Source organism: Burkholderia ubonensis subsp. mesacidophila (genome assembly GCF_002097715.1).
GTDB lineage: Bacteria > Pseudomonadota > Gammaproteobacteria > Burkholderiales > Burkholderiaceae > Burkholderia > Burkholderia mesacidophila.
Genome location: NZ_CP020737.1, coordinates 376,299 through 401,198, shown reverse-complemented (window position 1 = coordinate 401,198; position 24,900 = coordinate 376,299). Strand labels below are relative to the sequence as shown.

Genomic DNA, 24,900 nt, shown 5'->3' with positions numbered 1-24,900 from the left:
TCAGTTCGCCGCGACGCCCGTCGCGACGCCGGTTGCAGGAGCTGCCGCCGGACGCTGCGGCAGCGGGCCGTGCTCGCCCCAGACGTCCTTCGGCAGCACGTGCGCCAGCTCCGGAATCGTGTTGCGCGTAAACACCGGATCGGCGACGCCTGCGACGCGCTGGCGACGGTAATCGCGCCATGCGGCGTGCGCGTACTTGCCGAGCGCGAGGATCGCGATCAGGTTGATGATCGCCATCAGGCCCATGCTGGTATCGGCCATCGCCCACACGAGCGGCAGTTGGCCAACGCTGCCGAACATCACCATCCCGAGCACCGCGATGCGGAACACCGGCAGCACGCCGCGCCGCTTCGTGATGAAATCGACGTTGCCCTCCGCATACGCGTAGTTGCCGATCACCGACGAGAACGCGAGGAAGAAGATCGCGACCGCCATGTAGATGCCTCCCCAGTCGCCGACATGGCTCGAGATCGCGCGCTGCGTGAGCGCCGCGCCTTCCATGCCGGCGCCGAGTTCGTATTGGCCGGACAGCAGGATCACGAACGCGGTCGCGCTGCAGATCACGATCGTGTCGACAAACACGCCGAGCATCTGGATCAGCCCCTGCGTGACCGGATGCCGGGTGCTGGCGGTTGCCGCCGCGTTCGGCGCGCTGCCCATGCCGGCTTCGTTCGAGAACAGCCCGCGCTTCACGCCGATCGCGATCGCCTGGCTGACCGCATAGCCGGTCAGGCCGCCCGCCGCCTGCTCGAGGCCGAACGCGCTCTTCACGATCAGCACGATCACGCCCGGCACCATCGCGATGTGCGTCGCGACCGCATAGACCGCGAGCGCGAGGTAGCCGATCGCCATCAGCGGCACGATCACCTGCGCGACGGTCGCGATCCGGCGGATCCCTCCGAAGATGATCGGCGCGGTCAGCAGCACGAGGGCGAGACCGACGCTCTCGCGGCTCCAGCCGAACGACGTTTGGAACGCGTCCGCGATCGCGTTCGCCTGCACCGCGTTGAACACGAAGCCGAACGCGAGGATCAGCGACAGCGAGAACAGCACGCCGAAGCCGCGCGAACGCAGGCCCTGCTGGATGTAGTACGCGGGGCCGCCGCGATAGCTGCCGTCCGGGTGCGAGACCTTGAAGATCTGCGCGAGCGTCGCCTCGACGAACGCGGACGACATGCCGACGAGCGCCGTCATCCACATCCAGAAGATCGCGCCCGGCCCGCCGACCGTCAGCGCGACCGCGACGCCGGCGATGTTGCCGGTGCCGACGCGGCTCGCGAGCCCAGTCGCGAACGCCTGGAACGACGAAATGCTGCCCGGCTCGCCCTTGCTGCCGACCAGCTTCATGCTGAGGAACAGCGCCTTCAGCTGGATCATCCGGAACCGCAGCGTGAACCACGCGCCCGCGCCGAGCAGCAACGCGATCAGCACGTAGTTCCACAACACGCCGTTGACGACGTCGATCAACCCACGCACGAGTGTTTCCATCCAGTCTCCATTTGAATCAGGTCAGTCATGGCCGGCTGCATAAAGTGGCCGGAAGGGCGACATGATATGACAATTCGCAACGAATATTACAAAACGAAAGGAAAAAGGATGACGAAAAATCGGCGTCGGATGTCTTCAGATTAGACGACGTCCGCAGCAAAAGCGGCGAGATCGGCCATGCAGCCAGGCCGACGAACCGGCACCCCCGCTTCTCGTTTCCGGCGTCACTGAACATGCATTTTCACGTTTTCACTAACTTGAAAATCAGCATTCACTCGACCACACTTCGCACATCCCTTCCGTTACCTCCCCTGCTCGTGAGCAACACCGAACTGCCTGGCGTGATCGAGCGCATTCACCATGCGTCGGCTACCGCGTCCGACGCGCTGAAGCCCGTCGCGCGCTGGCTGGCGTCCCATTCGCTCGACGCGGCCATGCTCACGATCGAGGACGTCGCCGCAGCGTGCGGCGGCTCCGTCGCCAGCGTCAACCGGTTCGCGAAGCACGCCGGCTATCGCGGGTTTGCTGAGCTGAAGGCGGACCTAGCCGCGATCGTGCGGCAAGCGCTGCAACCGGTGGAGAAACTGGCGGCATCGTCGGCGCAGGAAGGCATGGGCGCCTGGCTCGCGGATCACCAGCGCAACCTGGCAGCGATGGATTCGTCGCTGCAGACTGAGCGGCTGGCCCAGGCGGTGGCGCGCATCGTCGCGAGCAACGCCGTGTATTGCCTCGGGCTCGGCCTGAGCACCTATCTGACCGGCCTGCTTGCCGACACGCTGATGCCGTATCACCGGCGGATCGTCTGGGCCGCCGCGGGGGGCGGCAGCGAGCAGGCCGCCCGGCACATCGCGCACATCGGCGCCGGCGACACGCTGATCGCGATCTCGCTGCCCCGCTATTCGCGCGACACGGTCGAGCTTGCGCGCTTTGCCCGCGAACGCGGCGCGCTCGTCGTCGCGCTGACCGACAACCCGACCGCGCCGCTCGCCGCGACGGCCGACATCGTCCTGTTGGCCCCCGCCGAGCATCGCGTGCTGTCATCGAGTGCGGTGGCCACGGTGGCGCTCATCGAAACGTTGGCATCGGAAGTGCTGAAAGCGACGCCACACACCAAAGCGATGGCGGCCACCTTGTCGCAAACCGTCCTGCCGTACCTCGTGTTCGACACCGCACCGTCGCCGCCGGCGAAAACCGAAGCTGACACGACACGCGACAACGAGACCCAGGACGTCGATCACACGCATGGCGGCGCCGGTCCCGGCGCGCCTCGCAAGACGCACAACCCGTCGTGAGCTTGCAAGCGCCGCCGTCATTCATTTCAACATTTCGAGAAACCGAGGAGACTCACATGACCGCTACCTCCGATAGCGCCACAATCCAGCCGCTCAAGGACACGGCGGGACTCGCCGGACATCCGCGCGGGCTCACCACGCTGTTCTTCACCGAGATGTGGGAGCGGTTCAGCTTCTACGGCATGCGAGCCATTCTCGTGCTGTACATGGTCGCGGCCCCGAACCTCGGCGGGCTGGGCTACGACACGCCCCATGCGACGGCGATCTACGGCACGTATTCGATGGCCGCCTTCCTGCTGTCGCTGCCGGGCGGCATCATCGCCGACCAGTGGCTCGGCACGCGCCGCTCGGTATTGATCGGCGGCATCGTCATCGCGGCCGGTCACTTCACGATGGCCATTCCCGCGGTCCCGACGTTCTTCGCCGGGCTCGTGCTCGTCGCCTGCGGAACGGGCCTGCTCAAGCCGAACGTGAGCGCGCTCGTGGGCGGCCTCTACGCGCAGGACGACAACCGCCGCGACAGCGGGTTCTCGATCTTCTACATGGGCATCAACATCGGCGCCTTCCTCGCGCCGCTCGTCTGCGGCTTTCTCGCGGAAGCCGAGCCGTTCAAGAACGTGCTGCGCTCGTTCGGCATCGATCCGGTCAACAGCTGGCACTTCGGTTTTGCCGCGGCTGGCGTCGGCATGCTGCTCGGTCTCGTCGTCTTCTGGTCGCAACGCGGCCGCCTCGAGCACGTCGGCGACCGGCGCGCGCCGAAGCCCGCTCCGTCGACGCAGAAACGGCAAGGCGTTGCGCTGCAGCGGTCGATCTATGGCGCGCTCGCCGCATTCACCGTCGTCGGCACGCTGTTCGCCGGAAACAACTGGCAGAACGTGCTGCCGTTCCTGCTCGCATTCGATGCGCTCGTGCTCGTCATCATGATGGGTCTCCAGGAGCAACTGACCCGCGCCGAGTGGAAGCGCCTCGCCGTGATGGGCATCTATTTCGTCGTGACGATCGCGTTCTGGTCCGCCTATGAGCAGAAAGGCTCGAGCCTGAGCCTCTTCGCGAAGGAAATGGTGCAGCGGAACATCGGCAGCTTCGTCGTGCCCGCGGCCTGGTTCCAGTCGCTGACCGCGCTGTACGTGATCCTGCTCGCGCCGGTGTTCGCGGCGCTCTGGGTGCGGCTCGGCCGTCGTCAACCGTCGAGCCTCGCGAAGCTCGCGCTGGCGCCCGTGCTGATCGGCGTCGGCTATGCCGCGTTCGCGGTCCTGTGCTCGTCGCTTCAGGCCGGCGTGAAGATCAGTCCGCTCTGGCTTGCCGGCCTGTTCCTGTTCGAAGTGTTCGGCGAGCTGTGCCTGAGCCCGATCGGCCTGAACCTCGTCACGAAGCTCGCGCCCGTCAAGCTGGTCGGCTTGATGATGGGGCTGTGGTTCTTCGGCAGCTCGTTCGGCTACAAGCTGGCCGGCTACTTCGCGGGCTTCTATGTGGCCGACCCGGCACGGCTGACGCTGCTCTATGGCGGCATCGCCGCGGGGCTCTTCGCCGTTGCGGCCCTGCTGTTCCTGATGATGCCGATGATGAGAAAGCTCGTCGGGGACGAATCGGCCAAGGCCGCGACGCACACGCATTGACGATCGAACCGCATACCGCAGGGAACATGAAATGGCACAGTACATCCTCGCAATCCACGGCGGCGCCGGAACGCTGCAGCGCGGCGCCATGACGCCGGAGCAGGAAGCCGCTCATCGCGCCGCGCTCGAGGAAGCGCTCGCGGCAGGCCAGCAGGTTCTGCAAGCCGGCGGATCGAGCGTCGACGCCGCCGTCGCCGCCGTCGTCTCGCTGGAGAATTGCCCGCTGTTCAACGCGGGGCGCGGCTCCGTGTTCACGCACGCGGGCACCCACGAAATGGATGCGGCCGTCATGGAAGGCCATACCGGGCGCGCCGGCGCGGTGGCCGGCGTGTCGCGCATCCGGAATCCCGTCGAAGCGGCACGGCGCGTGATGGAGCGGTCCACGCACGTGCTGCTGTCGGGCCCCGGGGCCGAGCAATTCGCCACCGGCGAAGGCCTGGCGCTCGAGCCTCCCGAGTACTTCCATACCGATTTCCGCTGGCAGCAGCTGCTCGCGGTGCGCGATACCGGACGCGCATTGCTCGATCATGACGGCACGACGCTGCTTCACGAAAAGCCGCATTCCGACGCGAGCCGGCTCATCAACGGCGAGCACAAGTTCGGCACGGTCGGCGCCGTCGCGCTCGATGCGAACGGACATCTGGCCGCCGCGACGTCCACCGGCGGTTTGACGAACAAGCGTCATGGACGCATCGGCGACTCGCCGCTCATCGGCTGCGGCACCTTTGCCGACGCGCGCGTGGCCGTGTCCGCGACGGGAACGGGCGAGGCTTTCATCCGCGCCGTCGCGGCCCATGACGTCGCCGCGCGGATGAAGTACGGTCATGCGACGGTCGACGAGGCTGCGCGCGCGGTCGTCGACGAGATGATTCCGCAGCAGCGCGGCAGCGGGGGACTCATTGCCGTCGACGCCAACGGGCGCGTTTCGATGCCGTTCAATACCGAAGGGATGTATCGCGGCGTCATTCAAGCGGATGGCCAGCGGTACGTCGACATCTATCGGTAAATGGCAGGCCGGGTCGCGGTCTTCAGGAATTCCGGAAGATCGCCCCCGGCCCGCCGACCGCCAGCGCGACCGCAACGCCGGCGATGTCGCCAGTGCCGACGCGGCTCGCGAGCCCAATCGCGAACGCCTGGAACGACGAGACGCTGCCAGGCTCGTCCTTGCTGCCGACGAGACGCATGCCGAGGAACAGCGCCTAGCCGGATCATCCAGAACCGGAGCGTGAACCACGCGCCCGTGCCGAGCAGCAGTGCAGTCACTTGCACGTAGTTCCACAACACGCCGTTGATGGCGTGGATCAACCCATGCACGACGGATTTTGACGATTGGAGACCATGTCCGGGGCCGCGTCGAGTCTGCATCATGTCCGTCGTTCCGACACCATGCGCGCGCCGCAGCCGCCGCTCACGCCTCCGGCAGACGATGTCCTCTTGCCGCCTTCCGTACAAAGCGATCACAGTAACATCGCTCGCAGCGAGACATCACCGAGAAAGCGGCGGCATCGCACTGACTTGCGCCGTGATACATCATGCGACGGTTTGCCCGCCGCTTCGTCTCGGCGGCCCCTTTCCGCAGCCAGGACGTCACCATGATTCCGACATTCGTTCGCCTCGCACTGCGCTGTGCGCTCTGGTGCGTCACGATCGCGACCGCCCTTTTCATTGCACTGCTCATCGTCATCGTGGTCGCGAGATATGAAACCGACGAAGGCACTTGCCCTGACTGGTCCGCCGATTCAGTACGCGTCAAGGTGCTCACGTTTCTCGCCGAGCGGCATGTGCAGCTGACCGGCGTACGTTTCGAGGGCCAACCCGAGTACTACCCCGATTCCACGGGGTGGTGGACGCCGCTGGGCTGGTGGGGACTTCGACTGAATCGACGCGACGGCCCCATGATTGCGACGGTGGACTGCAACGGACGTGTCAGTTATGCAACGGTCGAGTCACCCTCCGTTGGTCCTCACCGGCATTCCGAATGAGCGGATCGCACGACGCGTGGAGGATGCCCTCATGATTCCGGCCATAGTGCGCAGCATCCAGCGCTGGTCGCTCCGGCTCGTGGCGTCCATCGTCGCGCTCCTCTTGCTGGCTTTTGCGATCGGCGCCCTTCTCAGCTACACGAAGGAAAGCCATTGCGCAGATCCGCCTATTGGCCGCATGCAGGGCAAGATCCTCGTGCATGTCACGGATATCGGACTGCGACTGACCGACATCGGGTTCCACGGCAAGCCGGAATTCCGTGCAGGGAGGCGCGATACATGGCGTGTCGGATTGCGCGCCCAGGAAGGCGACTATGTCGCCACGCTCGATTGCCGCGGGCGCGTGATCTCGTTCGAACAAGTCGACCGCGCACGACGCGAATGACGGAGATGAATCCGGACGCTTTTGCACCGCCGCCATTCCCGACATCCACCGTAAACAAAGAAAGCCGGGCGCCCTCTCGAACGCCCGGCTTTCATCGAAACCCGCTCGCGATACTCAGCGCGGCAGTTCCGAATGCCCCATCAGGTACGCATCGACCGAGCGCGCGCACTGGCGGCCTTCGCGGATCGCCCACACGACGAGCGACTGGCCGCGGCGCATGTCGCCCGCCGCGAACACCTTGTCGACCGACGTGTAGTACGCGCGATCGCCTTCGGTCGCCGCACGCGCGTTGCCGCGCGCGTCCTTGTCGACGCCGAATGCCTCGAGCACCGGAGAAGCCGGCTGCGTGAAGCCCATCGCGAGCAGCACCAGATCGGCCTTCATCTCGAACTCCGAGCCCGGCACTTCCTGCATCTTGCCGTCCTTCCACTCGACGCGCGCCGCGATCAGCTTCTCGACCTTGCCGTTCTTGCCTTCGAAGCGCTTCGTCGCGACCGCCCAGTCGCGCTCGCAGCCTTCCTCATGCGACGAGGACGTGCGCAGCTTGATCGGCCAGTACGGCCACACGAGCGGCTTGTTTTCCTCTTCCGGCGGCTGCGGCAGCAGCTCGAACTGCGTGACGCCCTTCGCGCCGTGGCGGTTCGACGTGCCGACGCAGTCCGAACCCGTGTCGCCGCCGCCGATCACGACGACGTGCTTGCCCTTCGCGAGCAACTGGTCGACGAGCTTGTCGCCGGCGTTCACGCGGTTCTGCTGCGGCAGGAAGTCCATCGCGTAGTGAATGCCGGCCAGCTCACGGCCTGGCACCGGCAGGTCGCGTGGCGTTTCCGAGCCACCCGCGATCACCACCGCGTCGAACTCCTCCTTCAGCGTCGCCGGCGAAATGGTTTCCTTCGCCATGTTGCCGATCGAATCCGGCAGCGCATCCTTGCCGATGAACACGCTGGTGCGGAACGTCACGCCTTCGGCTTCCATCTGGCGCATGCGGCGGTCGATCAGCCACTTCTCGAGCTTGAAGTCGGGAATCCCGTAGCGCAGCAGGCCGCCGATCCGGTCGCTCTTCTCGAACACCGTCACGTCGTGGCCCGCGCGCGCGAGTTGCTGCGCGGCGGCGAGGCCCGCGGGGCCGGAGCCGACGACCGCGACCTTCTTGCCCGTCTTGTGCGCGGCCGGCTCAGGCTTCACCCAGCCTTCCGCCCATGCCTTGTCGATGATCGCGTGCTCGATCGACTTGATGCCGACCGGGTCTTCGTTGATCCCGAGCGTACACGCGGCCTCGCACGGCGCCGGGCAGATGCGGCCCGTGAACTCCGGGAAGTTGTTGGTCGAATGCAGGACCTCGATCGCCTGACGCCAGTCCTGGCGGTACACCAGGTCGTTGAAGTCCGGGATGACGTTGTTGACCGGGCAGCCGTTGTTGCAGAACGGGATGCCGCAATCCATGCAGCGCGCGCCCTGGACCTTCGCGTCCGCGTCGGACAGCGCCTGGACGAATTCCTTGTAGTGCTTCACGCGCGTGAGCGGTGCCTCGTACGCCTCGTGGCGGCGTTCGAACTCCAGAAAACCGGTTGCCTTGCCCATAAGGTGCTCTTCTGATTCCGTGTATCGGGTGGGGGAGCCACGCGGCCTGTCAGGCGCGCGCGGCCTCTGCTGTGTCGTTCGTCGCTCAGGCGGCCAGCTCTTCCTTCGCCGCCTTCTTCGCACCGATCTCGCCCAGCGCGCGCTTGTATTCGTGCGGGAACACCTTCACGAACTGGCGCCGCGCCGCGTCCCAGTTTTCCAGCAGCGACTTCGCGCGCGGCGAACCCGTGAACTGGAAATGACGCTCGATGAGCCCCTTGAGCAGCGCTTCGTCCGTCGTGCCCGCATGCCAGAGCGCGCGGTCGACCGTGCGCTCCTGCTCGGCCTGCTGCAGCACCGGATCGAGCGCGACCATCGACTTGTTGCACTTCGCCGCGAACGCGCCTTCCGGGTCGTACACGTACGCGACGCCGCCCGACATGCCGGCCGCGAAGTTCCGCCCCGTGTCGCCGAGCACGACGACCGTGCCGCCCGTCATGTACTCGCAGCCGTGGTCGCCCGTGCCCTCGACGACCGCCGTCGCGCCCGAGTTGCGCACGCAGAAGCGCTCGCCCGCGACGCCGCGGAAGAATGCTTCGCCTTCGATCGCGCCGTACATCACCGTGTTGCCGCAGATGATGTTTTCCTCGGACTTGCCGCGGAAGTCGTTGGTCGGGCGGATGATGATCCGGCCGCCCGACAGGCCCTTGCCGACGTAGTCGTTGCCGTCGCCGACGAGGTCGAGCGTCACGCCCTTCGCGAGGAACGCGCCGAAGCTCTGGCCCGCCGTGCCCTTCAGCTGGATGTGCACCGCGTCGTCGTCGAGGCCGTCGTGACCGTGCTTCTTCGCGATCGCGCCCGACAGCATCGCGCCGACCGTGCGGTTCACGTTGCGCACCGGCTGGATGAACGACACATGCTCGCCGTTCTCGATCGCGGCCTTCGCCTTCTCGATCAGCACGTGGTCGAGCGCGCGCTCGAGGCCGTGATCCTGCACGTCGACGTGACGCGGCGCGACGTCCTCGCACTCTTCCGGCTGGTAGAACACGCGCGAGAAGTCGAGGCCCTTCGCCTTCCAGTGCTCGATGCCCTTGCGGGTGTCGAGCAGGTCGGCGCGGCCGACGAGGTCGTCGAACTTCGCGATGCCGAGCTGCGCCATGATCTCGCGCACTTCCTCGGCGACGAAGAAGAAGTAGTTGACGACGTGTTCCGGCTGGCCCGAGAACTTCGCGCGCAGCACCGGGTCCTGCGTCGCGACGCCGACCGGGCACGTGTTCAGGTGGCACTTGCGCATCATGATGCAGCCCTCGACGACGAGCGGCGCCGTCGCGAAGCCGAATTCGTCCGCGCCGAGCAGCGCGCCGATCACGACGTCGCGGCCGGTCTTCATCTGGCCGTCGGCCTGCACGCGGATGCGGCCGCGCAGGCGGTTCAGCACCAGCGTCTGCTGCGTTTCGGCGAGGCCGAGCTCCCACGGCGTGCCCGCGTGCTTGACCGACGACAGCGGCGACGCGCCGGTGCCGCCGTCATGGCCGGCGATCACGACGTGATCGGCCTTCGCCTTCGCGACGCCCGCCGCGACCGTGCCGACGCCCACTTCCGACACGAGCTTCACCGAGATGCTCGAGCTCGGGTTCACGTTCTTCAGGTCGTGGATCAGCTGCGCCAGATCCTCGATCGAGTAGATGTCGTGGTGCGGCGGCGGCGAGATCAGGCCGACGCCCGGCACCGAGTAGCGCAGCTTGCCGATGTATTCGGACACCTTGTGGCCCGGCAGCTGGCCGCCTTCTCCCGGCTTCGCGCCCTGCGCCATCTTGATCTGGATCTGGTCGGCCGACGCGAGGTATTCCGCCGTCACGCCGAAGCGGCCCGACGCGACCTGCTTGATCTTCGAGCGCAGCGAATCGCCGTCCTTCAGCGGGATGTCGCTGACGATCTCGTCGCCGATCACCGACTTCAGCGACTCGCCCGCCTTGATCGGAATGCCGCGCAGCTCGTTGCGGTAGCGCTTCTCGTCCTCGCCGCCCTCGCCGGTGTTCGACTTGCCGCCGATCCGGTTCATCGCGATCGCGAGCGTCGCGTGCGCTTCGGTGCTGATCGAGCCGAGCGACATCGCGCCGGTCGCGAAGCGCTTGACGATGTCCTTCGCCGACTCGACTTCGTCGATCGGGATCGCCTTCGCCGGCGACACCTTGAATTCGAACAGGCCGCGGAACGTCATGTGGCGCTTCGTCTGATCGTTGATCAGGTGCGCGTATTCCTTGTACGTCTGGTACGAGTTGCTGCGCGTCGCGTGCTGCAGCTTCGCGATCGAATCCGGCGTCCACATGTGGTCTTCGCCGCGCACGCGGTACGCGTATTCGCCGCCCGCGTCGAGCATGTCGCGCAGCACCGGGTTGTCGCCGAACGCGTCGCGGTGCAGGCGGATCGCCTCTTCCGCGACTTCGAACAGGCCGATGCCGCCAACCTTCGACGCCGTGCCCTTGAAGTACTTCTCGACGAGGTCGGTCGCGAGGCCGAGCGCTTCGAAGATCTGCGCGCCCGTGTACGACATGTACGTCGAGATGCCCATCTTCGACATGACCTTCTGCAGGCCCTTGCCGACCGCCTTCGTGAAGTTGTACACCGCCTTTTCCGGCGACAGGTCGCCCTTCAGGCCGTCGGCCATCTGCGCGAGCGTTTCCATCGCGAGGTACGGGTGCACGGCTTCCGCGCCGTAGCCGGCGAGCAGCGCGAAGTGGTGCGTCTCGCGCGCCGAGCCCGTCTCGACGACGAGGCCCGTGCTGGTGCGCAGCCCCTGCTGGACCAGGTGCGTGTGGATCGCGGACGTCGCGAGCAGCGCGGGGATCGCGACGTGCTCCGCGTCGGTCTTGCGGTCCGACACGATCAGGATGTTGTAGCCCGACTTCACCGCGTCGACGGCTTCCGCGCACAGCGACGCGAGGCGCGCCTCGATGCCGGCCTTGCCCCACGCGACCGGGTAGCAGATGCTCAGCTCGTAGGAGCTGAACTTGCCGCCCGTGTACTGGTCGATCGCGCGGATCTTCGCGATGTCCTTGAAGTCGAGCACCGGCTGCGACACTTCGAGCCGCATCGGCGGGTTGATGTTGTTGGTGTCGAGCAGGTTCGGCTTCGGGCCGATGAACGACACGAGCGACATCACCATGTTCTCGCGGATCGGGTCGATCGGCGGGTTCGTGACCTGCGCGAACAGCTGCTTGAAGTAGTGATAGAGCGTCTTGTTCTTGTTCGACATCACCGCGAGCGGCGAGTCGTTGCCCATCGAGCCGACCGCTTCCTCGCCCTGCTGCGCCATCGGCGCCATCAGGAACTTCAGGTCTTCCTGCGTGTAGCCGAACGCCTGCTGGCGGTCGAGCAGCGTCGCGCCCTGGCTGCGGCCGGCCGCGACCTCTTCCGCCTTGGGCTCGATCTCGTCGAGCTTGATGCGCACCGCGTCGATCCAGCTCTTGTACGGCTTCGCGTTCGCGAGGTTGTCCTTGAGCTCCTTGTCGTCGATGATGCGGCCGTGTTCCATGTCGATCAGGAACATCTTGCCCGGCTGCAGGCGCCACTTCTTGACGATCTTCGATTCGGGGATCGGCAGCGTGCCGGCTTCCGACGCCATGATCACGAGATCGTCGTCGGTCACGAGGTAACGCGCCGGGCGCAGGCCGTTGCGGTCGAGCGTCGCGCCGATCTGGCGGCCGTCGGTGAACGCGATCGCGGCGGGGCCGTCCCACGGCTCCATCATCGCGGCGTGGTATTCGTAGAACGCGCGGCGGTTCTCGTCCATCAGCGTGTGCTGTTCCCACGCTTCCGGGATCATCATCATCACCGCGTGCACGAGCGGATAGCCGGCCATCACGAGCAGTTCGAGACAGTTGTCGAACGAAGCCGTATCCGACTGGCCCGGGTAGATCAGCGGCCAGAGCTTCGGCAGGTCGTCGCCGAGCACGTGGCTCGCGATCGCGCCGGTGCGGGCGTTCAGCCAGTTGACGTTGCCCTTCACGGTGTTGATCTCGCCGTTGTGCGCGATCATCCGGTACGGGTGGGCCAGCTCCCATGCCGGGAACGTGTTGGTCGAGAAGCGCTGGTGCACGAGCGCGAGCGCCGACACGACGCGCGCGTCCTGCAGGTCGCGGTAGTACACGCCGACCTGGCCGGCCAGCAGCAGGCCCTTGTAGACGATGGTGCGCGCCGACATCGACGGCACGAAGTACTCCTTGCCGTGCTTCAGCTTGAGCGCCTGGATCCGGTGGCTGGCGGTCTTCCGGATCACGTAGAGCTTACGCTCGAGCGCGTCCGTCACCATGATGTCCTTGCCGCGGCCGATGAAGATCTGGCGGATCAGCGGCTCGGTCGCCTTCACGGTCGGCGAGATCGGCATCGCGTGGTCGACCGGCACGTCGCGCCAGCCCAGCACCACCTGACCCTCGGCCTTCACGGTGCGCTCGAGCTCCTGCTCGCAGGCGATCCGCGACGCGTTTTCCTTCGGCAGGAAGATCATCCCCACGCCGTACTCGCCGGCGGGCGGCAGCGTCACGCCCTGCTTCGCCATTTCCTCACGGTAGAACGCATCCGGAATCTGGATCAGGATCCCCGCGCCGTCGCCCATCAGCGGATCGGCGCCGACCGCGCCGCGGTGGTCGAGATTCTCGAGGATCTTCAGACCCTGTTCGATGATCTCGTGGCTCTTCTTGCCCTTGATGTGAGCGACGAAGCCGACGCCGCAGGCGTCGTGTTCGTTTTGCGGGTCGTACAGACCTTGCGCGGCGGGCACCGCGGTGAGCGGCTGCTGGTGGTCGTTCATGGGGACACCGTCGTAAAGGGGCCTCGAGGGCCGTTGAACCAGTTTCTTGTTGCCGCCGATCCCGCTCCCGGCAGGAGGCGGCGCAGCCGACAGTGGGCTGGGCAGGCTTCGCCCGGGGCCACCGGAATTCGGAATATACGCGACGAATCAAAGGAATAGCAACAAAAACCGCTTGATATGACCCCACTTAAACAGATGCATCGATCTGGTGCCGTTTTATTGGGGCCGTATCGTTTTGGTGCAAAAAGAAGCGGCGCCCGCGGCGCCGCCTCCTGGTCCGCCTGCCAGCGCTTATTACTGGATCGGCGGCGTGTTCTCGCGCACCTTTCGGGGGCGTCCGCGCGGCAGCGGCGACACGCGCCGGTTCGCGGTGCGCGCCGCCCATTCGCGGTAGGTTTCGCCGCCGAGCACCCAGCCCTTCAGCGTCGCCTGCTGCAGCTGGTCGGCCTGCCGCTCGTCGAGCGGCTGCTCGCACAGCTCCTTGTACGAGCGCTGCCGTTCAAACGGCGTATTGCCGAGCGCCCAGTAGAGCGGATGGTCGGTGATCAGGCTGTCGACGGTGAGCCCGACGTGATGCCGGTAGCTCGACCAGCGATAGGCGTCGGGCGTCGCGACGAGCTGCGCGCGCACTGGGCTCATCTCGACCACCCGGCTCGCAAGCAGGAAATACCGCTCGCCTTCGATTACCGTCGCGCGATACCGGCCTTCCCACAGGGTGCCGCGCCGCGAATAGCGTCGGTTGAAATGCGCGACGTAGCGACGTCCGACCGCCTGCATCGCCTTCGGCAGGCTGGCCTCGTCACTCGGCGTCACGAGCAGTTGCACCTGACGCGGCAACAGCACGTAGGCGTGCACCGCCAGGTGATGATCGCGCGCCGCGGCCTTCAGGCAATCGATGAAGAGTTCGTAGTCCTGGTCGTCGACGAACGCGGGTTGCTGATCCAGGCCGCGCAATATCACGTGCTGCGGCTGGTCGGGAACATAGAGTCGTGCTAACCGTGCCATGCTGAATGTCCGTTTGATCGCGTTAGGAAATACCCGAAGGTCCAATTTTGCGCACTTGCGTAGAATCCTCCCGCTCTCGGCGCTGAATCGTACGGTCGTGCGAATCCTAGGGTGAAAACTCTAACTTACGAGCTTGTTTGGTTTTAAACGCAGTCGTCATAATGAGCACGCCTTTGATCGGAGGAGACAAAATGAAACGTAAACTGGCCATTACGGGGGCCGCAGCGCTCGCGTTCACATTCGCGGGCGGTACGGCGCACGCGCAATCCGCAGGTAGCTTCTACGTCAGCACCGGCTGGCTGCACCTCTCACCGCAGGACAGCAGCGATCCGCTGTACGTCTACGGCGTCGGCGGCAGACCCGTCAACCAGTCCGTTCCCAACACCGGCGCCGGCATCAGCGATGCCGACACCATCGGTCTCGCGGCCGGCTACTTCGTCACCGACCACATCTCCACCGAGCTCGTCATGGGGATACCGCCGAAGTTCGACATCACCGGCAAGGGTCGGTTCGAAAACTTCGGCGTGCTCGGCCGCGCATACCAGTGGAGCCCCGCCGTGTTGCTTCGGTACCACTTCAACGATGCCAATGCCAAGTTCCGGCCGTACGTCGGCATCGGCGCGACGTACGTGTGGTTCACCGGCGCGAAGATCACGAACGGCGCATTCGAGAACGGCGTGCTCGGCGGCCCGACCAGCGCGCAGACCAGCAACCAGTGGGCGCCCGTCTTCAACGCCGGCTTCACGTACAACTTCACCGACCACTGGTTCGCCGGCCTGTCGATTTCGTACATCCCGGTGAGCGTCACCGCGACCTTCACGACGGCCAGGGTTACCCCGGTCGGCACCCTGAACGAAACGTCCAAGGCGAAGATCAACCTCAACCCGATCGTCACGTACCTGAACGTCGGCTACCGTTTCTAAGCGTAGTCGAATATTTGGGGAATGGTTAATCCCGCTGCAATTTGTAGCGGAATTTTCCTGGCGTTACGCCTCCGCAAAGCAGAACGCCCCGGACGGAAACCCGCCGGGGCGTCGTTTTTTCGCGTCAGGCTCGCGCGTTAGAGGATTCCGTCCAGCGCATGCGGGCCGATCAGGTCGATCCGGTCGGTACAGATCGCGTCGACGCCCCAGCGCACGAGCTCGCGCGCCCGTTCGAGGTCGTTGACCGTATAGACGAGAAGCCGCAGCCCGGCCGCCTTGATCGCGCGCACCAGCGGCGCATCGAACCGCGTGTGGTCCGCGTGCAGCGACACGCAGCCGAGCGCGTCGACCGCCTGCGCGCGCCAGTCGTCCGGCACAGTTTCGTAAAGCATCCCGCGCGGCAGCCCGGGCGCCGCCTCGCGCGCGTGCTGCAGTGCATCGAACGAGAATGACGACAACAGCGGCGGCACCGCGGCGCCGCGCCAGTATTCAGCCGCGTCCGCCGCCACGCGCCGCCCGGTCTCGCGCTCGCGGCCCGGGCACGGCTTGATCTCGACGTTCGCCGCCAGCCCGAGCGCGACGCAGCGCGCCGCCGCCGCCTCGAACGTCGGCATCCGCTCGCCCGCGAAACGCGCGTCGAACCACGCGCCGGCGTCGAGCGCCGCCAGTTCCGCATAGCGCATCCCGGCCGCCGGCCCGTGGCCGTCCGAGGTCCGGTCGACCGTATCGTCGTGCAGCAGGAACGTGATGTCGTCGTCCGACAGCTTCGCGTCGAATTCGACCATCGTGTGCCCGCGCCGCGCGCCTTCGTCGAGCGCGGCAAGCGTGTTCTCCGGCGCGAGCGTGCCGCCGCCGCGATGGGCGACGACGCGCGGGTACGGCCAGTCAGGGCGGAAAGTCATCCGGAAAGCCTCGCAACAGGAACAGGTTCAGCCGGCGCGCTTGCCGGTCTCGGGATCGAAGAAGTGCAGCCGATGCACGCGCAGCGCGACCGCGAGCGCCGTGCCGCGCGCGGGGCGGTCCGCGTGCGGCAGGCGCACCGCGACGTCGTGCGCGCCCCAGCGGCCGTGCACGAGGTTGTCCGCGCCGAGCAGCTCGCACGAATCGACCGGCAGTGTGACATGCGGCACGCCCGGCTGCGGCGTCATGTGCTCCGGGCGCACGCCCAGCACCCAGTCGCGGTCCGTCGCGATCTCCGCGCCGAGGCCCGGCGCGCCCGCGACCGGCAGCTCCGGCCCGCCGCCCGCGACGGTGAACGTCGCGCCGTCCGCGGACAGCCGCCCGTGCAGCAGGTTCATTGCCGGCGAGCCGATGAAGCCCGCGACGAACACCGTCGCCGGCTTCTCGTAGACGTCGACCGGCGCGCCGATCTGCTCCGCGTGGCCGCGGTTCATCACGATCACGCGCTGCGCGAGCGTCATCGCCTCGATCTGGTCGTGCGTCACGTACACGCTCGTCGTCGCAAGCCGCGCATGCAGCCGCTGGATCTCGAGCCGCATCTGCACGCGCAGCTTCGCGTCGAGGTTCGACAGCGGCTCGTCGAACAGGAACACCGACGGCTCGCGCACGATCGCGCGCCCCATCGCGACCCGCTGCCGCTGGCCGCCGGACAGCTCGCGCGGACGCCGCGCGAGCAGCGGCTCGAGCTCGAGGATCTTCGCGGCGGCGGCCACGCGCGCGTCGATCGTCGTGCGCTCGACGCCGCGGATCTTCAGCCCGTAGCCCATGTTCTGCGCGACCGTCATGTGCGGATACAGCGCATAGTTCTGGAACACCATCGCAATGTCGCGATCCTTCGGCTCCAGCGCGTTGACGACCCGTTCGCCGATCGCGATCTCGCCGTCCGTCACGCTCTCGAGCCCCGCGATCATCCGCAACAGCGTCGACTTGCCGCAGCCCGACGGCCCGACCAGCACGATGAATTCGCCGTCGGCAATTTCGACGTCGATCCCGTGCAACACCTGCAGCTTTCCGTCATAGGATTTCCTGACGCCCCTCAAGCTCAGCGCAGCCATACGTCGTCCTTCTCCTCGTAGCGTGTCCGTGGTTACTTTTCAGAATCGACGAGGCCGCGCACGAACCAGCGCTGCATCGCCAGCACGACGACGAGCGGCGGAATCATCCCCAGCAGCGTCGCCGCCATCACGTAATGCCATTCGGTCGCCGTGTCGCCGCTCGCGATCATCGTCTTGATGCCGACCACGGCTGTCGACAGCGACGCCTCCGTCGTGATCAGGATCGGCCACAGATACTGGTTCCAGCCGTAGATGAAGGTGATCACGAACAGCGCGGCGATGCTCGTCTTCGACAGCGGCAGCACGACGTCCCAGAAGAAGCGCAGCGGCCCCGCGCCGTCGATGCGCGCCGCGTCCATCAGCTCGTCGGGCAGCGTCATGAAAAACTGGCGGAACAGGAAGGTCGCGGTCGCCGACGCGATCAGCGGCAGCGTGAGCCCCGCGTAGGTGTTCGTCAGGTGCAGCGTCGACACGACCTGCACGGTCGGGAAGATCCGCACCTCGACCGGCAGCATCAGCGTGACGAAGATCATCCAGAACGCCGTATTGCGGAACGGGAAGCGGAAATAGACGATCGCGTACGCGGACAGGATCGACACCGCGATCTTGCCGACCGCGATGCCGAGCGCCATCGCGAAGCTGTTGGCGAGCAGCCGGCCGAACGGCGCGGTCGTGCCGCCGCTGCCGTGCCGCCAGATGTACGCGACGTTCTCGAACAGGTGCGTGCTCGGCACGAGCGACAGCGGCACCGTGAACACTTCCTGCGCGCTCATCGTCGCCGCGCAAAACGCGACGTAGACGGGGAACACGAGCAGCGCGACGCCCGCGATCAGCACCGCGTGGCAGAACAGGTCGAAGCCCTTGCGATTCTCGATCATGCGTATTGCACCCTGCGTTCGACGAAGCGGAACTGGATCACCGTGAGCCCGACGACGATCGCCATCAGCACGACCGACTGCGCGCCCGAGCTGCCGATGTCGAGCCCCTGGAAGCCTTCCGCGAAGATCTTGTAGATCAGCGTCTTCGTGCTCTGCGCCGGGCCGCCGGCGGTCGCGGCGTCGATCACCGGGAACGTGTCGAAGAACGCGTAGACGAGGTTCACGACCAGCAGGAAGAAGCTCGTCGGCGACAAGAGCGGCAGCACCACGTGGAAGAAGCGCCGCACCGGGCCCGCCCCGTCGATCGCGGCCGCCTCGAGCAGCGAGCGCGGGATCGCCTGCAGCCCCGCGTAGAAGAACAGGAAGTTGTAGCTCACCTGCTTCCACACCGACGCGAGCACGACCAGGAACATCGCCTGCCCGCCGTTCAGCGCGTGGTTCCAGACGATGCCCGATTTCGCGAGCGCGTAGGTGACGAGGCCGATGCTCGGGTTGAACAGGAATGCCCACAGCACCGCGGCGATCGTCGGCGCGACCGCGTACGGCCAGATCAGCAGCGTGCGGTACGCGCGCGCGCCGCGCACCACGCGGTCTGCGCACGCGGCGAGCAGCAGCGACACGACGAGCCCGCTCACGGTGACGAGCGCGCTGAACACGAGCGTCGTGCGAAACGAGTCGAGATACAGCGGATCGGCGAACAGGTGCGTGAAGTTCGCGAGGCCGACGAACTCGCTCGACGTGCCGAACGCGTCCTGCATCTGCGTCGACTGCCACAGCGCGACGCCGGCGGGCCACAGGAAGAACACGCCGGTGATCGCGAGCTGCGGCGCGATCAGCAGGTACGGCAACAGGCTCGTGCCGAAACGGGAACGGGATTGCATCGCGGAGATCCGGTCAGGCCAAACGGCAAGGATGAACGGCCGCCGGCCGGCGCGCGGGTTCGCGCGACATGGCCGGCGGCGCAGGGCGCAGCGCGCTCAGCTGCCCGACTTCTCGAAGCGGCGCAGCAGCTCGTCGCCGCGGGTGGCCGCGGAATCGAGCGCGTCCTTCGGCGCCTTCTTCTGCGCCCAGACCTGCTCGAACTCCTCGTCGACGATGGTGCGGATCTGCGGCATGTTGCCGAGCCGCAGCCCCTTCGTGTACGGCAGCGGCGGCTTGTTCATCATCTGCTTGATCGCGGTTTCCGCACTCGGGTTCTTCGCGTAGAAGCCCTGCTGGCGCGTCAGGTCGTACGCGGCCGTCGTGACCGGCAGGTAGCCCGTGTCCTGGTGCCACTTCGCGGCAACGGCCGGCGAGCTCAGGTACGCGAGGAATTTCGCGACGCCCTTGTAGGTCGCCGGGTCCTTGCCCGCCAGCACCCACAGGCTCGCACCGCCGATGATCGCGTTCTGAGGCGCGCCCTTCACGTTCGCGTCGTACGGCATCATGCCGGTGCCGAAATCGAACTTCGCGAACTTGTGCAGCGTCGCGAGCGCCCCCGACGACGTCGTCATGATCCCGCAGTCGCCGCTGTAGAACTTCGACGACGCCTCGTCCTTGCGGCCCGCGTACGAGAACGTGCCGTCCTTCGCCATCTGCTGCAGGAACTGGATGTGCGCGACCTGCTGCGGCTTGTTGAACTCGAGCACCGCGTCGGTGCCGTCGAAGCCGTTGTTGCGGCTCGCGAACGGCAGGCCATGCCACGCGCTGTAGTTCTCGAGCTGGATCCAGCCCTGCCAGCCGGTCGTGTAGCCGCACGCCATGCCCGACTTGCGCAGCTTCTCCGCATCGGCCTTGATCTCATCCCACGTCTTCGGCGGCTGGTTCGGGTCGAGCCCGGCCTTCTTGAACGCGTCCTTGTTGTAGTACAGCACCGGCGTCGAGCTATTGAACGGCATCGACACCAGATGGCCCGTCTTCGCGTCGCTGTAGTAGCTCGCGATGGTCGGCACGAACGCCTTTTCGTCGAGCGGCACGCCGGCCTGCTTGAACACGTCGTGGACGGGCACCACCGCCTTCTTCGCCTGCATCATCGTCGCGGTGCCGACTTCGTAGACCTGGAGGATCGCCGGCGCGTTGCCGCTGCGGTACGCGGCGATGCCCGCCGCGAGCGCCTGGTCGTAGGTGCCCTTGAAGACCGGCACGATCTTGTAGTCGCTTTGCGACGCGTTGAACTGCGCGGCGATGTCGTTGACCCGCTCGCCGAGCGCGGCTTCCATCGCATGCCAGAACTGGATTTCCGTCGCCGCGAATGCTGCGTGCTGCGCGCCGGCCATCAGCGCGCCCCCGACCACGAGCGAGCGAACCAGCGTCCCTACGGGCTTCTTCTTCATCGACCTCTTCTCCTATGAAAACGATACCAACCGCATGTACGGCTTTCCCGTTGCCAGCGAACCGGCGAAGTCTAGTGATCGATTGTGACAGTTAGTTGTCGCTGACGACGAACAGCCGCTGGTATTCCTTCAGCGCGAATCGATCGGTCATGCCGGCGATGTAGTGGGCGACGAGGCGCGGCTGCTTCGCCGGTTCATCCGACTGGTAAGGCGGCGGCAGCAGGCGCGGATCGTCGAGGAACGCTTCGAACAGGCCGGTGACGACGCGCTGCGCCTTGTTCGCCATCCGCATGACCTTGTAATGGCGGTACAGGTTCTTGAACAGGAAGCGCTTGAGCGCCGCCGCCTGCGCGGCGACCGCTTCGCTGTGCGCGACGATCGGCGCCGCCGCGCGCACATCGTCGAGCGACGCCGGCGCGATGCGTGCGAGATTGCGCGTGGTCTCGTCGATCAGGTCGACGATCAGCGTGTTGATGATGCGGCGCACCGTCTCGTGCACGAGACGCCGGCCTTCGAGCTGCGGGAATTCGGCGAGCGCCTCGTCGTGGTGGCGCTGCCAGAGCTCGACTTCCGCGAGCTGCTCGATCGTGACGAGCCCGGAGCGCAGGCCGTCGTCGACGTCGTGGTTGTTGTACGCGATCTCGTCGGCGATGTTCGCGAGCTGCGCCTCGAGCGACGGCTGGCGCCCGTGCAGGAACCGCTCGCCGAGCGCGCCGAGCTTGCGCGCGTTCTCGCGCGAGCAGTGCTTGAGGATGCCCTCGCGCGTCTCGAAGCAGAGATTCAGGCCGTTGAACGCGCCATAGTGCTCCTCGAGCTCGTCGACGACGGCGAGACTCTGCAGGTTGTGCTCGAAGCCGCCGTGCTCGCGCATGCACGCGTTGAGCGCGTCCTGCCCCGCATGGCCGAACGGCGTATGGCCGAGGTCGTGCGCGAGCGAGATCGCCTCGACGAGATCCTCGTTCAGCCGCAGGTTGCGCGCGACCGAGCGCGCGATCTGCGCGACTTCGAGACTGTGCGTGAGGCGGGTGCGGAACAGGTCGCCTTCGTGATTGACGAAGACCTGGGTTTTGTATTCGAGCCGGCGGAACGCGGTCGAGTGGACGATGCGGTCGCGGTCGCGCTGGAATTCGGTGCGCGCCGCCGGCGGCGGTTCCGGGTGGCGCCGTCCGCGCGACTGCGATGCGTGCGCGGCATACGGAGCGAGATGCGCTTCCAGCGCCGCCAGCGTCGGCGGCTCGGCCACCGGCGCGGCGGATGCGCGGCTGGCCTGGGGCAGTTTGCTGCTGGATGTCTCGCTCACGTCTCCTCCATCTCAGGGGCGCCGGGGCATCCGGGCCGCAGTTACCGGGTCGTCGCCGCCAGTGTAGCGAACACCGCTTCGTCGGGCGCCGGCGTGATCAGCGTATCGCCGAAGCGCTTCAGCAGGATGAACTTGATCGCGCCGGCTTCCGCCTTCTTGTCGACGCGCATCAGGTCCATGTAGCGTGCGTCGCCGAGCGCCGGCGCGCGGGTCGGCAGGTGCGCGGCCGCGATTACCGCGTCGAGGCGCTGCCGCGACGCTTCGTCCAGCAGGCCGAGCCGCACCGACAGGTCGCCCGCCATCACCATCCCGCAGCCGACCGCCTCGCCGTGCAGCCACTCGCCGTAGCCGAGCCCGGCTTCGATCGCATGGCCGAACGTGTGGCCGAAGTTGAGGATCGCGCGCAGGCCGCCTTCGCGTTCGTCCGCCGCGACCACGCTCGCCTTGATCTCGCACGAGCGCTTGACGGCTTCGGCGAGTGCGCCGGGCTCGCGACGGTTCAATGCATCGATGTTCGCCTCGATCCAGTCGAAGAACGCGGTGTCGGCAATCGCGCCGGTCTTGATGATCTCGGCGATGCCCGCCGCCAGTTCGCGGTCGGGCAGCGTCGTCAGCGCGCCGATGTCCGCGATTACCGCCTGCGGCTGGTAGAACGCGCCGATCATGTTCTTGCCGAGCGGGTGATTGATGCCGGTCTTGCCGCCGACCGACGAGTCGACCTGCGACAGCAGTGTCGTCGGCACCTGGATGAACGGCACGCCGCGCATGTAGCACGCGGCCGCGAAGCCCGTCATGTCGCCGATCACGCCGCCGCCGAGCGCGACGAGCGTGGTCTTGCGGTCCGCCCGTTCGGTCAGCAAGCCGTCGAAGATCAGGTTCAGCGTTTCCCAGTTCTTGTACGCCTCGCCGTCCGGCAGCACGACCGTCGACACGCGCTTGCCGAGCGGCGCGAGCGCGGCGCGCAGCGCGTCGCCGTACAGCGGATCGACCGTCGTGTTCGTGACGATTGTGACGGACGAGCCCTTGATGTGGGGCGCGAACAATTCGGTGCGGGCGATCAGGCCGGCGCCAATATGAATCGGATAGGCGCGGTCGCCCAGATCGACGTTGACAGTAATCATGCTTGTATAGGCTTGGCGACGACGCCCGCCATTTCGAGTTGCATCAGCACCATGTTGACGAGGCCGTTGACCGACGGGCGGCCGGTTTCGATGACGAAATCCGCGCATTCCCGATACAGCGGATCGCGCACTTCGTAGAGCGCTTCGAGACGCGCTTTCGGATCTTCCGTCTGCAGCAGCGGCCGGTTCTTGTCCTTGCGCGTGCGCAGCCACAGATCGTGCGGATTGGCGCGCAGGTAGACGACGATGCCGTGGGATTTGAGGCATTCGCGGTTTTCGGGGCGCAGGATCGCGCCGCCGCCCGTCGCGAGCACGATGTTCTCGCGCTGCGTGAGCTCGGCGATCATCTGCGCTTCACGGTCGCGAAACCCGGCTTCGCCTTCCATCTCGAAGATCACCGGAATGCGTGCGCCCGTCCGCGCCTCGATCTCGTGGTCGGAGTCGAAGAACGCCCTGTCGAGCCGGCGCGCGACCGCGCGGCCCACGGTGGTCTTACCCGCTCCCATAAGGCCGACGAAAAATACGTTTGCGTGTGGATCCCGCGCTTGCAACGGCTTTCCTCTGCTTCAATCTTGCTGGTGTGTGGCGCAGCTTACTGGCAAAGCGGCTGCCTTGTCGAGCCTGGGCCAGCGGCGTCCGGGCCGGTTTCGCCGGCCGCCGGCTCGCCGCCGCCGGCCGCGTCGCAACGCGCGCCGACCACCGTCGGGGTGATGAAGACGACCAGCTCACTGCGCTGGTCGCGCTGCGCGCGATGCCGAAACAGTGCACCCAGAACCGGTATTTTGCCCAAGAGCGGCACCCGCGTCACATCGTCCCGGCGCAGCTGCTCGTAAATCCCGCCGATCGCGACCGTCCCGCCGTCCTCCACCTCGACGCGGGTCTGCACGTGCTTCGTATGGATCGCCGGGCCGGCCGCGGTCGGCTCGCCGACGCTGTCCTTCGTGACGTCGAGGTCGAGCACGACGCGCCCGTCCGGCGTGATCTGCGGTTCGACCTCGAGCTTCAGCGTCGCCCGGCGGAATTGCACGCCGCTCATGCCGTTGCCGACCTTCGCCTGGTAAGGCAGCTCGGCGCCCTGCTCGACGATGGCCTTCGCACGATCGGCCGTCACCACGCGCGGACTCGACACGATCTGTCCCCGACCTTGCGCCTCGAGCGCACTCAGCTCGACGTCGAGCACGCGGCTCAGCGGCGCGGCGAACAGCGTGAAGCCGGCCGTGGCCGCTTCGAAGCCGCCGAGCGGCCGTGCGGCTAGGTCGAGCGCGTTGCGCGTCCCCGCGGCAAAGGCGGCGCCATCGGCCGCCGCCGCCGCCCGCTCCTGCGCGCGCAAAGCGAGGCGGGCGCCGAGGTTGCGCGAAAAGCCCTGCTCGCCCTCGACGATGCGCGCCTCGATCCGGACCTGCCTCGACGGCCGGTCGATCGCGTCGATCAGCCCCGCAATCTGCGCGATGCGCGGCGCGAGATCGGTGACGAACAGCTGGTTCGTGCGCGCGTCGGCCGCCGCCGCCCCGCGCTTCGACAGCAGGCGCTGCCCCGCCGCGCCGCTCAGGAGCCGCTGCACGTCCTGCGCACGCGGATAGTGGAGCACGAAGGTGCGGCTGGCGAGCGGCTCGAGATCCGCAGCCCGCGCGTGCGCCTCGAAGCGTTCGCGCTCGCGGGCGGCCAGCTCCACCGCGGGCGTGATCCAGATCACGTTGTCGCGCCGCGACATCGCGAGCCCGTGCGTGTCGAGCAGCGTGTCGAACGCGTTCCGCCAGCGGACATGGTTCAGACGGAGCGATACCGTGCCGCGCACCTGCTCGCTGACGATGATGTTGAGCCCCGTGAACCGGGCAAACGCGTCGAACGCGGCGGCCAGGCTGACGCCGTGCAAGTTCAGCGAGATCCGCCGGTCGTCGTCCGCATCGCCGGGTCGGCGCGCGGCGTCGCTCATGCGCACCGGCGGCGGCAACGGGATCGGCGGGCCTTCCAGCACTGGCGCCGTCGCTTCGATCGTCGCGGGCGCGGCGCGCGGCGCCGGCTCCAGCCCCATTGGCAGCTCGGCCGGCAGCGGCGCGTGCTCCATGCCGGCGAAGGCGCCTTGCGGCAGCGGCACGTCCGGCACATCGGCGCGCCCCGCCGCGGCCGGCCACACGCGCGGCAGCGGCGGCAATGCGCCCGACGCCGCGGCTGCGTATATCCCCATCCAGACGACTGTCGCGCGCAACATGCTT

The 24,900-nt window shown here is 66.9% G+C and carries 19 protein-coding genes and 1 pseudogene; 6 read left to right on the top strand and 14 right to left on the bottom strand.

Features of this window, described 5'->3' with window-relative positions; translation table 11 throughout:
- Positions 1-1,488 carry an alanine/glycine:cation symporter family protein gene (locus tag B7P44_RS01910; protein ID WP_084900002.1) on the bottom strand — a complete coding sequence of 496 codons (1,488 nt, stop codon included), beginning with the start codon at positions 1,486-1,488 and terminating at the stop codon, positions 1-3.
- A gap of 317 nt (positions 1,489-1,805) precedes the next feature.
- Here B7P44_RS01910 and B7P44_RS01905 point away from each other — a divergent pair, with 317 nt between their 5' ends.
- The 3 genes from B7P44_RS01905 to B7P44_RS01895 are packed head-to-tail and all read left to right on the top strand — an operon-like array spanning position 1,806 to position 5,402.
- Positions 1,806-2,780, top strand: a complete 975-nt coding sequence (locus tag B7P44_RS01905) for a MurR/RpiR family transcriptional regulator (RefSeq protein WP_167389791.1) — start codon at positions 1,806-1,808, stop codon at positions 2,778-2,780.
- A gap of 56 nt (positions 2,781-2,836) precedes the next feature.
- A complete protein-coding gene (locus B7P44_RS01900; protein ID WP_084899997.1) occupies positions 2,837-4,396 on the top strand; it encodes a peptide MFS transporter in 1,560 nt (519 codons plus the stop codon).
- 31 nt (positions 4,397-4,427) lie between these two features.
- A complete protein-coding gene (locus tag B7P44_RS01895; protein WP_084899995.1) occupies positions 4,428-5,402 on the top strand; it encodes an isoaspartyl peptidase/L-asparaginase family protein in 975 nt (324 codons plus the stop codon).
- A gap of 34 nt (positions 5,403-5,436) precedes the next feature.
- Here B7P44_RS01895 and B7P44_RS01890 read toward each other — a convergent pair.
- Positions 5,437-5,761: pseudogene (locus B7P44_RS01890) on the bottom strand (alanine:cation symporter family protein); the annotation flags it as partial.
- Positions 5,762-5,928: 167 nt separating this feature from the next.
- On the opposite strand from B7P44_RS01890, the gene B7P44_RS01885 reads away from it, so the two are divergent.
- Both B7P44_RS01885 and B7P44_RS01880 read left to right on the top strand, forming a co-directional pair.
- Positions 5,929-6,378, top strand: coding sequence for a hypothetical protein (locus tag B7P44_RS01885; protein WP_084899992.1), 450 nt, complete (start codon positions 5,929-5,931; stop codon positions 6,376-6,378).
- 31 nt (positions 6,379-6,409) lie between these two features.
- Entirely contained in the window at positions 6,410-6,763 is a 354-nt protein-coding gene (locus B7P44_RS01880) for a hypothetical protein (protein ID WP_133118077.1), read from the top strand.
- Positions 6,764-6,877: 114 nt separating this feature from the next.
- On the opposite strand, the gene B7P44_RS01875 is transcribed toward B7P44_RS01880, so the two are convergent.
- The 3 genes from B7P44_RS01875 to B7P44_RS01860 form a co-directional block, all read right to left on the bottom strand.
- Positions 6,878-8,344, bottom strand: a complete 1,467-nt coding sequence (locus B7P44_RS01875; protein ID WP_084899985.1) for a glutamate synthase subunit beta — start codon at positions 8,342-8,344, stop codon at positions 6,878-6,880.
- A gap of 85 nt (positions 8,345-8,429) precedes the next feature.
- Positions 8,430-13,133: a glutamate synthase-related protein gene (locus B7P44_RS01870; RefSeq protein WP_084899982.1), complete on the bottom strand. Its 4,704-nt coding sequence runs from the start codon at positions 13,131-13,133 to the stop codon at positions 8,430-8,432.
- Positions 13,134-13,427: 294 nt separating this feature from the next.
- Complete coding sequence (locus B7P44_RS01860) at positions 13,428-14,138, bottom strand: transposase (RefSeq protein WP_084899979.1); 711 nt, start codon at positions 14,136-14,138, stop codon at positions 13,428-13,430.
- Positions 14,139-14,329: 191 nt separating this feature from the next.
- On the opposite strand from B7P44_RS01860, the gene B7P44_RS01855 reads away from it, so the two are divergent.
- A complete protein-coding gene (locus tag B7P44_RS01855) occupies positions 14,330-15,061 on the top strand; it encodes an OmpW/AlkL family protein (RefSeq protein WP_084899977.1) in 732 nt (243 codons plus the stop codon).
- A 137-nt stretch (positions 15,062-15,198) separates the two neighbouring features.
- Here the strand turns inward: B7P44_RS01855 and ugpQ are convergent, their stop codons facing one another.
- The 9 genes from ugpQ to B7P44_RS01810 form a co-directional block, all read right to left on the bottom strand.
- Positions 15,199-15,963 (bottom strand): glycerophosphodiester phosphodiesterase, encoded by a 765-nt coding sequence (ugpQ, locus tag B7P44_RS01850; protein ID WP_084899973.1) that lies wholly within the window; start codon positions 15,961-15,963, stop codon positions 15,199-15,201.
- Between the two features lie 27 nt (positions 15,964-15,990).
- Complete coding sequence (locus B7P44_RS01845; protein WP_084899970.1) at positions 15,991-17,076, bottom strand: sn-glycerol-3-phosphate import ATP-binding protein UgpC; 1,086 nt, start codon at positions 17,074-17,076, stop codon at positions 15,991-15,993.
- A 32-nt stretch (positions 17,077-17,108) separates the two neighbouring features.
- A complete protein-coding gene (gene ugpE, locus B7P44_RS01840; protein ID WP_084899967.1) occupies positions 17,109-17,954 on the bottom strand; it encodes a sn-glycerol-3-phosphate ABC transporter permease UgpE in 846 nt (281 codons plus the stop codon).
- Positions 17,951-18,835 carry a sn-glycerol-3-phosphate ABC transporter permease UgpA gene (ugpA, locus tag B7P44_RS01835; RefSeq protein WP_084899965.1) on the bottom strand — a complete coding sequence of 295 codons (885 nt, stop codon included), beginning with the start codon at positions 18,833-18,835 and terminating at the stop codon, positions 17,951-17,953. The genes ugpE and ugpA overlap by 4 nt, the downstream gene beginning before the upstream one ends.
- 96 nt (positions 18,836-18,931) lie before the next feature.
- Positions 18,932-20,266, bottom strand: a complete 1,335-nt coding sequence (ugpB, locus tag B7P44_RS01830) for a sn-glycerol-3-phosphate ABC transporter substrate-binding protein UgpB (protein WP_084899963.1) — start codon at positions 20,264-20,266, stop codon at positions 18,932-18,934.
- A 91-nt stretch (positions 20,267-20,357) separates the two neighbouring features.
- Complete coding sequence (locus tag B7P44_RS01825) at positions 20,358-21,566, bottom strand: deoxyguanosinetriphosphate triphosphohydrolase (RefSeq protein WP_084899961.1); 1,209 nt, start codon at positions 21,564-21,566, stop codon at positions 20,358-20,360.
- A 41-nt stretch (positions 21,567-21,607) separates the two neighbouring features.
- On the bottom strand, positions 21,608-22,687 hold the full coding sequence (gene aroB / locus B7P44_RS01820; protein ID WP_084899958.1) for a 3-dehydroquinate synthase: 1,080 nt from the start codon (positions 22,685-22,687) through the stop codon (positions 21,608-21,610).
- The gene (locus B7P44_RS01815) at positions 22,684-23,238 is read right to left on the bottom strand and encodes a shikimate kinase (RefSeq protein WP_084899955.1); all 555 of its coding nucleotides are present in this window, start codon (positions 23,236-23,238) and stop codon (positions 22,684-22,686) included. Before B7P44_RS01815 ends, aroB begins: the two co-directional genes overlap by 4 nt.
- 41 nt (positions 23,239-23,279) lie before the next feature.
- Positions 23,280-24,896, bottom strand: coding sequence for a type IV pilus secretin PilQ (locus tag B7P44_RS01810; protein ID WP_407923996.1), 1,617 nt, complete (start codon positions 24,894-24,896; stop codon positions 23,280-23,282).
- Positions 24,897-24,900: the final 4 nt, after the last annotated feature.

What these genes read in the sequence shown, in the direction of transcription:
- B7P44_RS01845 (WP_084899970.1), bottom strand. Translation starts at nt 17,076, where the DNA reads ATGGCTGCGCTGAGCTTGAGGGGCGTCAGGAAATCCTATGACGGAAAG.
- B7P44_RS01855 (WP_084899977.1), top strand. Translation starts at nt 14,330, where the DNA reads ATGAAACGTAAACTGGCCATTACGGGGGCCGCAGCGCTCGCGTTCACA.
- B7P44_RS01910 (WP_084900002.1), bottom strand. Translation starts at nt 1,488, where the DNA reads ATGGAAACACTCGTGCGTGGGTTGATCGACGTCGTCAACGGCGTGTTG.
- B7P44_RS01810 (WP_407923996.1), bottom strand. Translation starts at nt 24,896, where the DNA reads ATGTTGCGCGCGACAGTCGTCTGGATGGGGATATACGCAGCCGCGGCG.
- B7P44_RS01885 (WP_084899992.1), top strand. Translation starts at nt 5,929, where the DNA reads ATGCGACGGTTTGCCCGCCGCTTCGTCTCGGCGGCCCCTTTCCGCAGC.
- B7P44_RS01870 (WP_084899982.1), bottom strand. Translation starts at nt 13,133, where the DNA reads ATGAACGACCACCAGCAGCCGCTCACCGCGGTGCCCGCCGCGCAAGGT.
- ugpA (WP_084899965.1), bottom strand. Translation starts at nt 18,835, where the DNA reads ATGCAATCCCGTTCCCGTTTCGGCACGAGCCTGTTGCCGTACCTGCTG.
- B7P44_RS01900 (WP_084899997.1), top strand. Translation starts at nt 2,837, where the DNA reads ATGACCGCTACCTCCGATAGCGCCACAATCCAGCCGCTCAAGGACACG.
- B7P44_RS01875 (WP_084899985.1), bottom strand. Translation starts at nt 8,344, where the DNA reads ATGGGCAAGGCAACCGGTTTTCTGGAGTTCGAACGCCGCCACGAGGCG.
- ugpQ (WP_084899973.1), bottom strand. Translation starts at nt 15,963, where the DNA reads ATGACTTTCCGCCCTGACTGGCCGTACCCGCGCGTCGTCGCCCATCGC.
- B7P44_RS01860 (WP_084899979.1), bottom strand. Translation starts at nt 14,138, where the DNA reads ATGGCACGGTTAGCACGACTCTATGTTCCCGACCAGCCGCAGCACGTG.
- ugpE (WP_084899967.1), bottom strand. Translation starts at nt 17,954, where the DNA reads ATGATCGAGAATCGCAAGGGCTTCGACCTGTTCTGCCACGCGGTGCTG.
- B7P44_RS01895 (WP_084899995.1), top strand. Translation starts at nt 4,428, where the DNA reads ATGGCACAGTACATCCTCGCAATCCACGGCGGCGCCGGAACGCTGCAG.
- B7P44_RS01880 (WP_133118077.1), top strand. Translation starts at nt 6,410, where the DNA reads ATGATTCCGGCCATAGTGCGCAGCATCCAGCGCTGGTCGCTCCGGCTC.
- ugpB (WP_084899963.1), bottom strand. Translation starts at nt 20,266, where the DNA reads ATGAAGAAGAAGCCCGTAGGGACGCTGGTTCGCTCGCTCGTGGTCGGG.
- aroB (WP_084899958.1), bottom strand. Translation starts at nt 22,687, where the DNA reads ATGATTACTGTCAACGTCGATCTGGGCGACCGCGCCTATCCGATTCAT.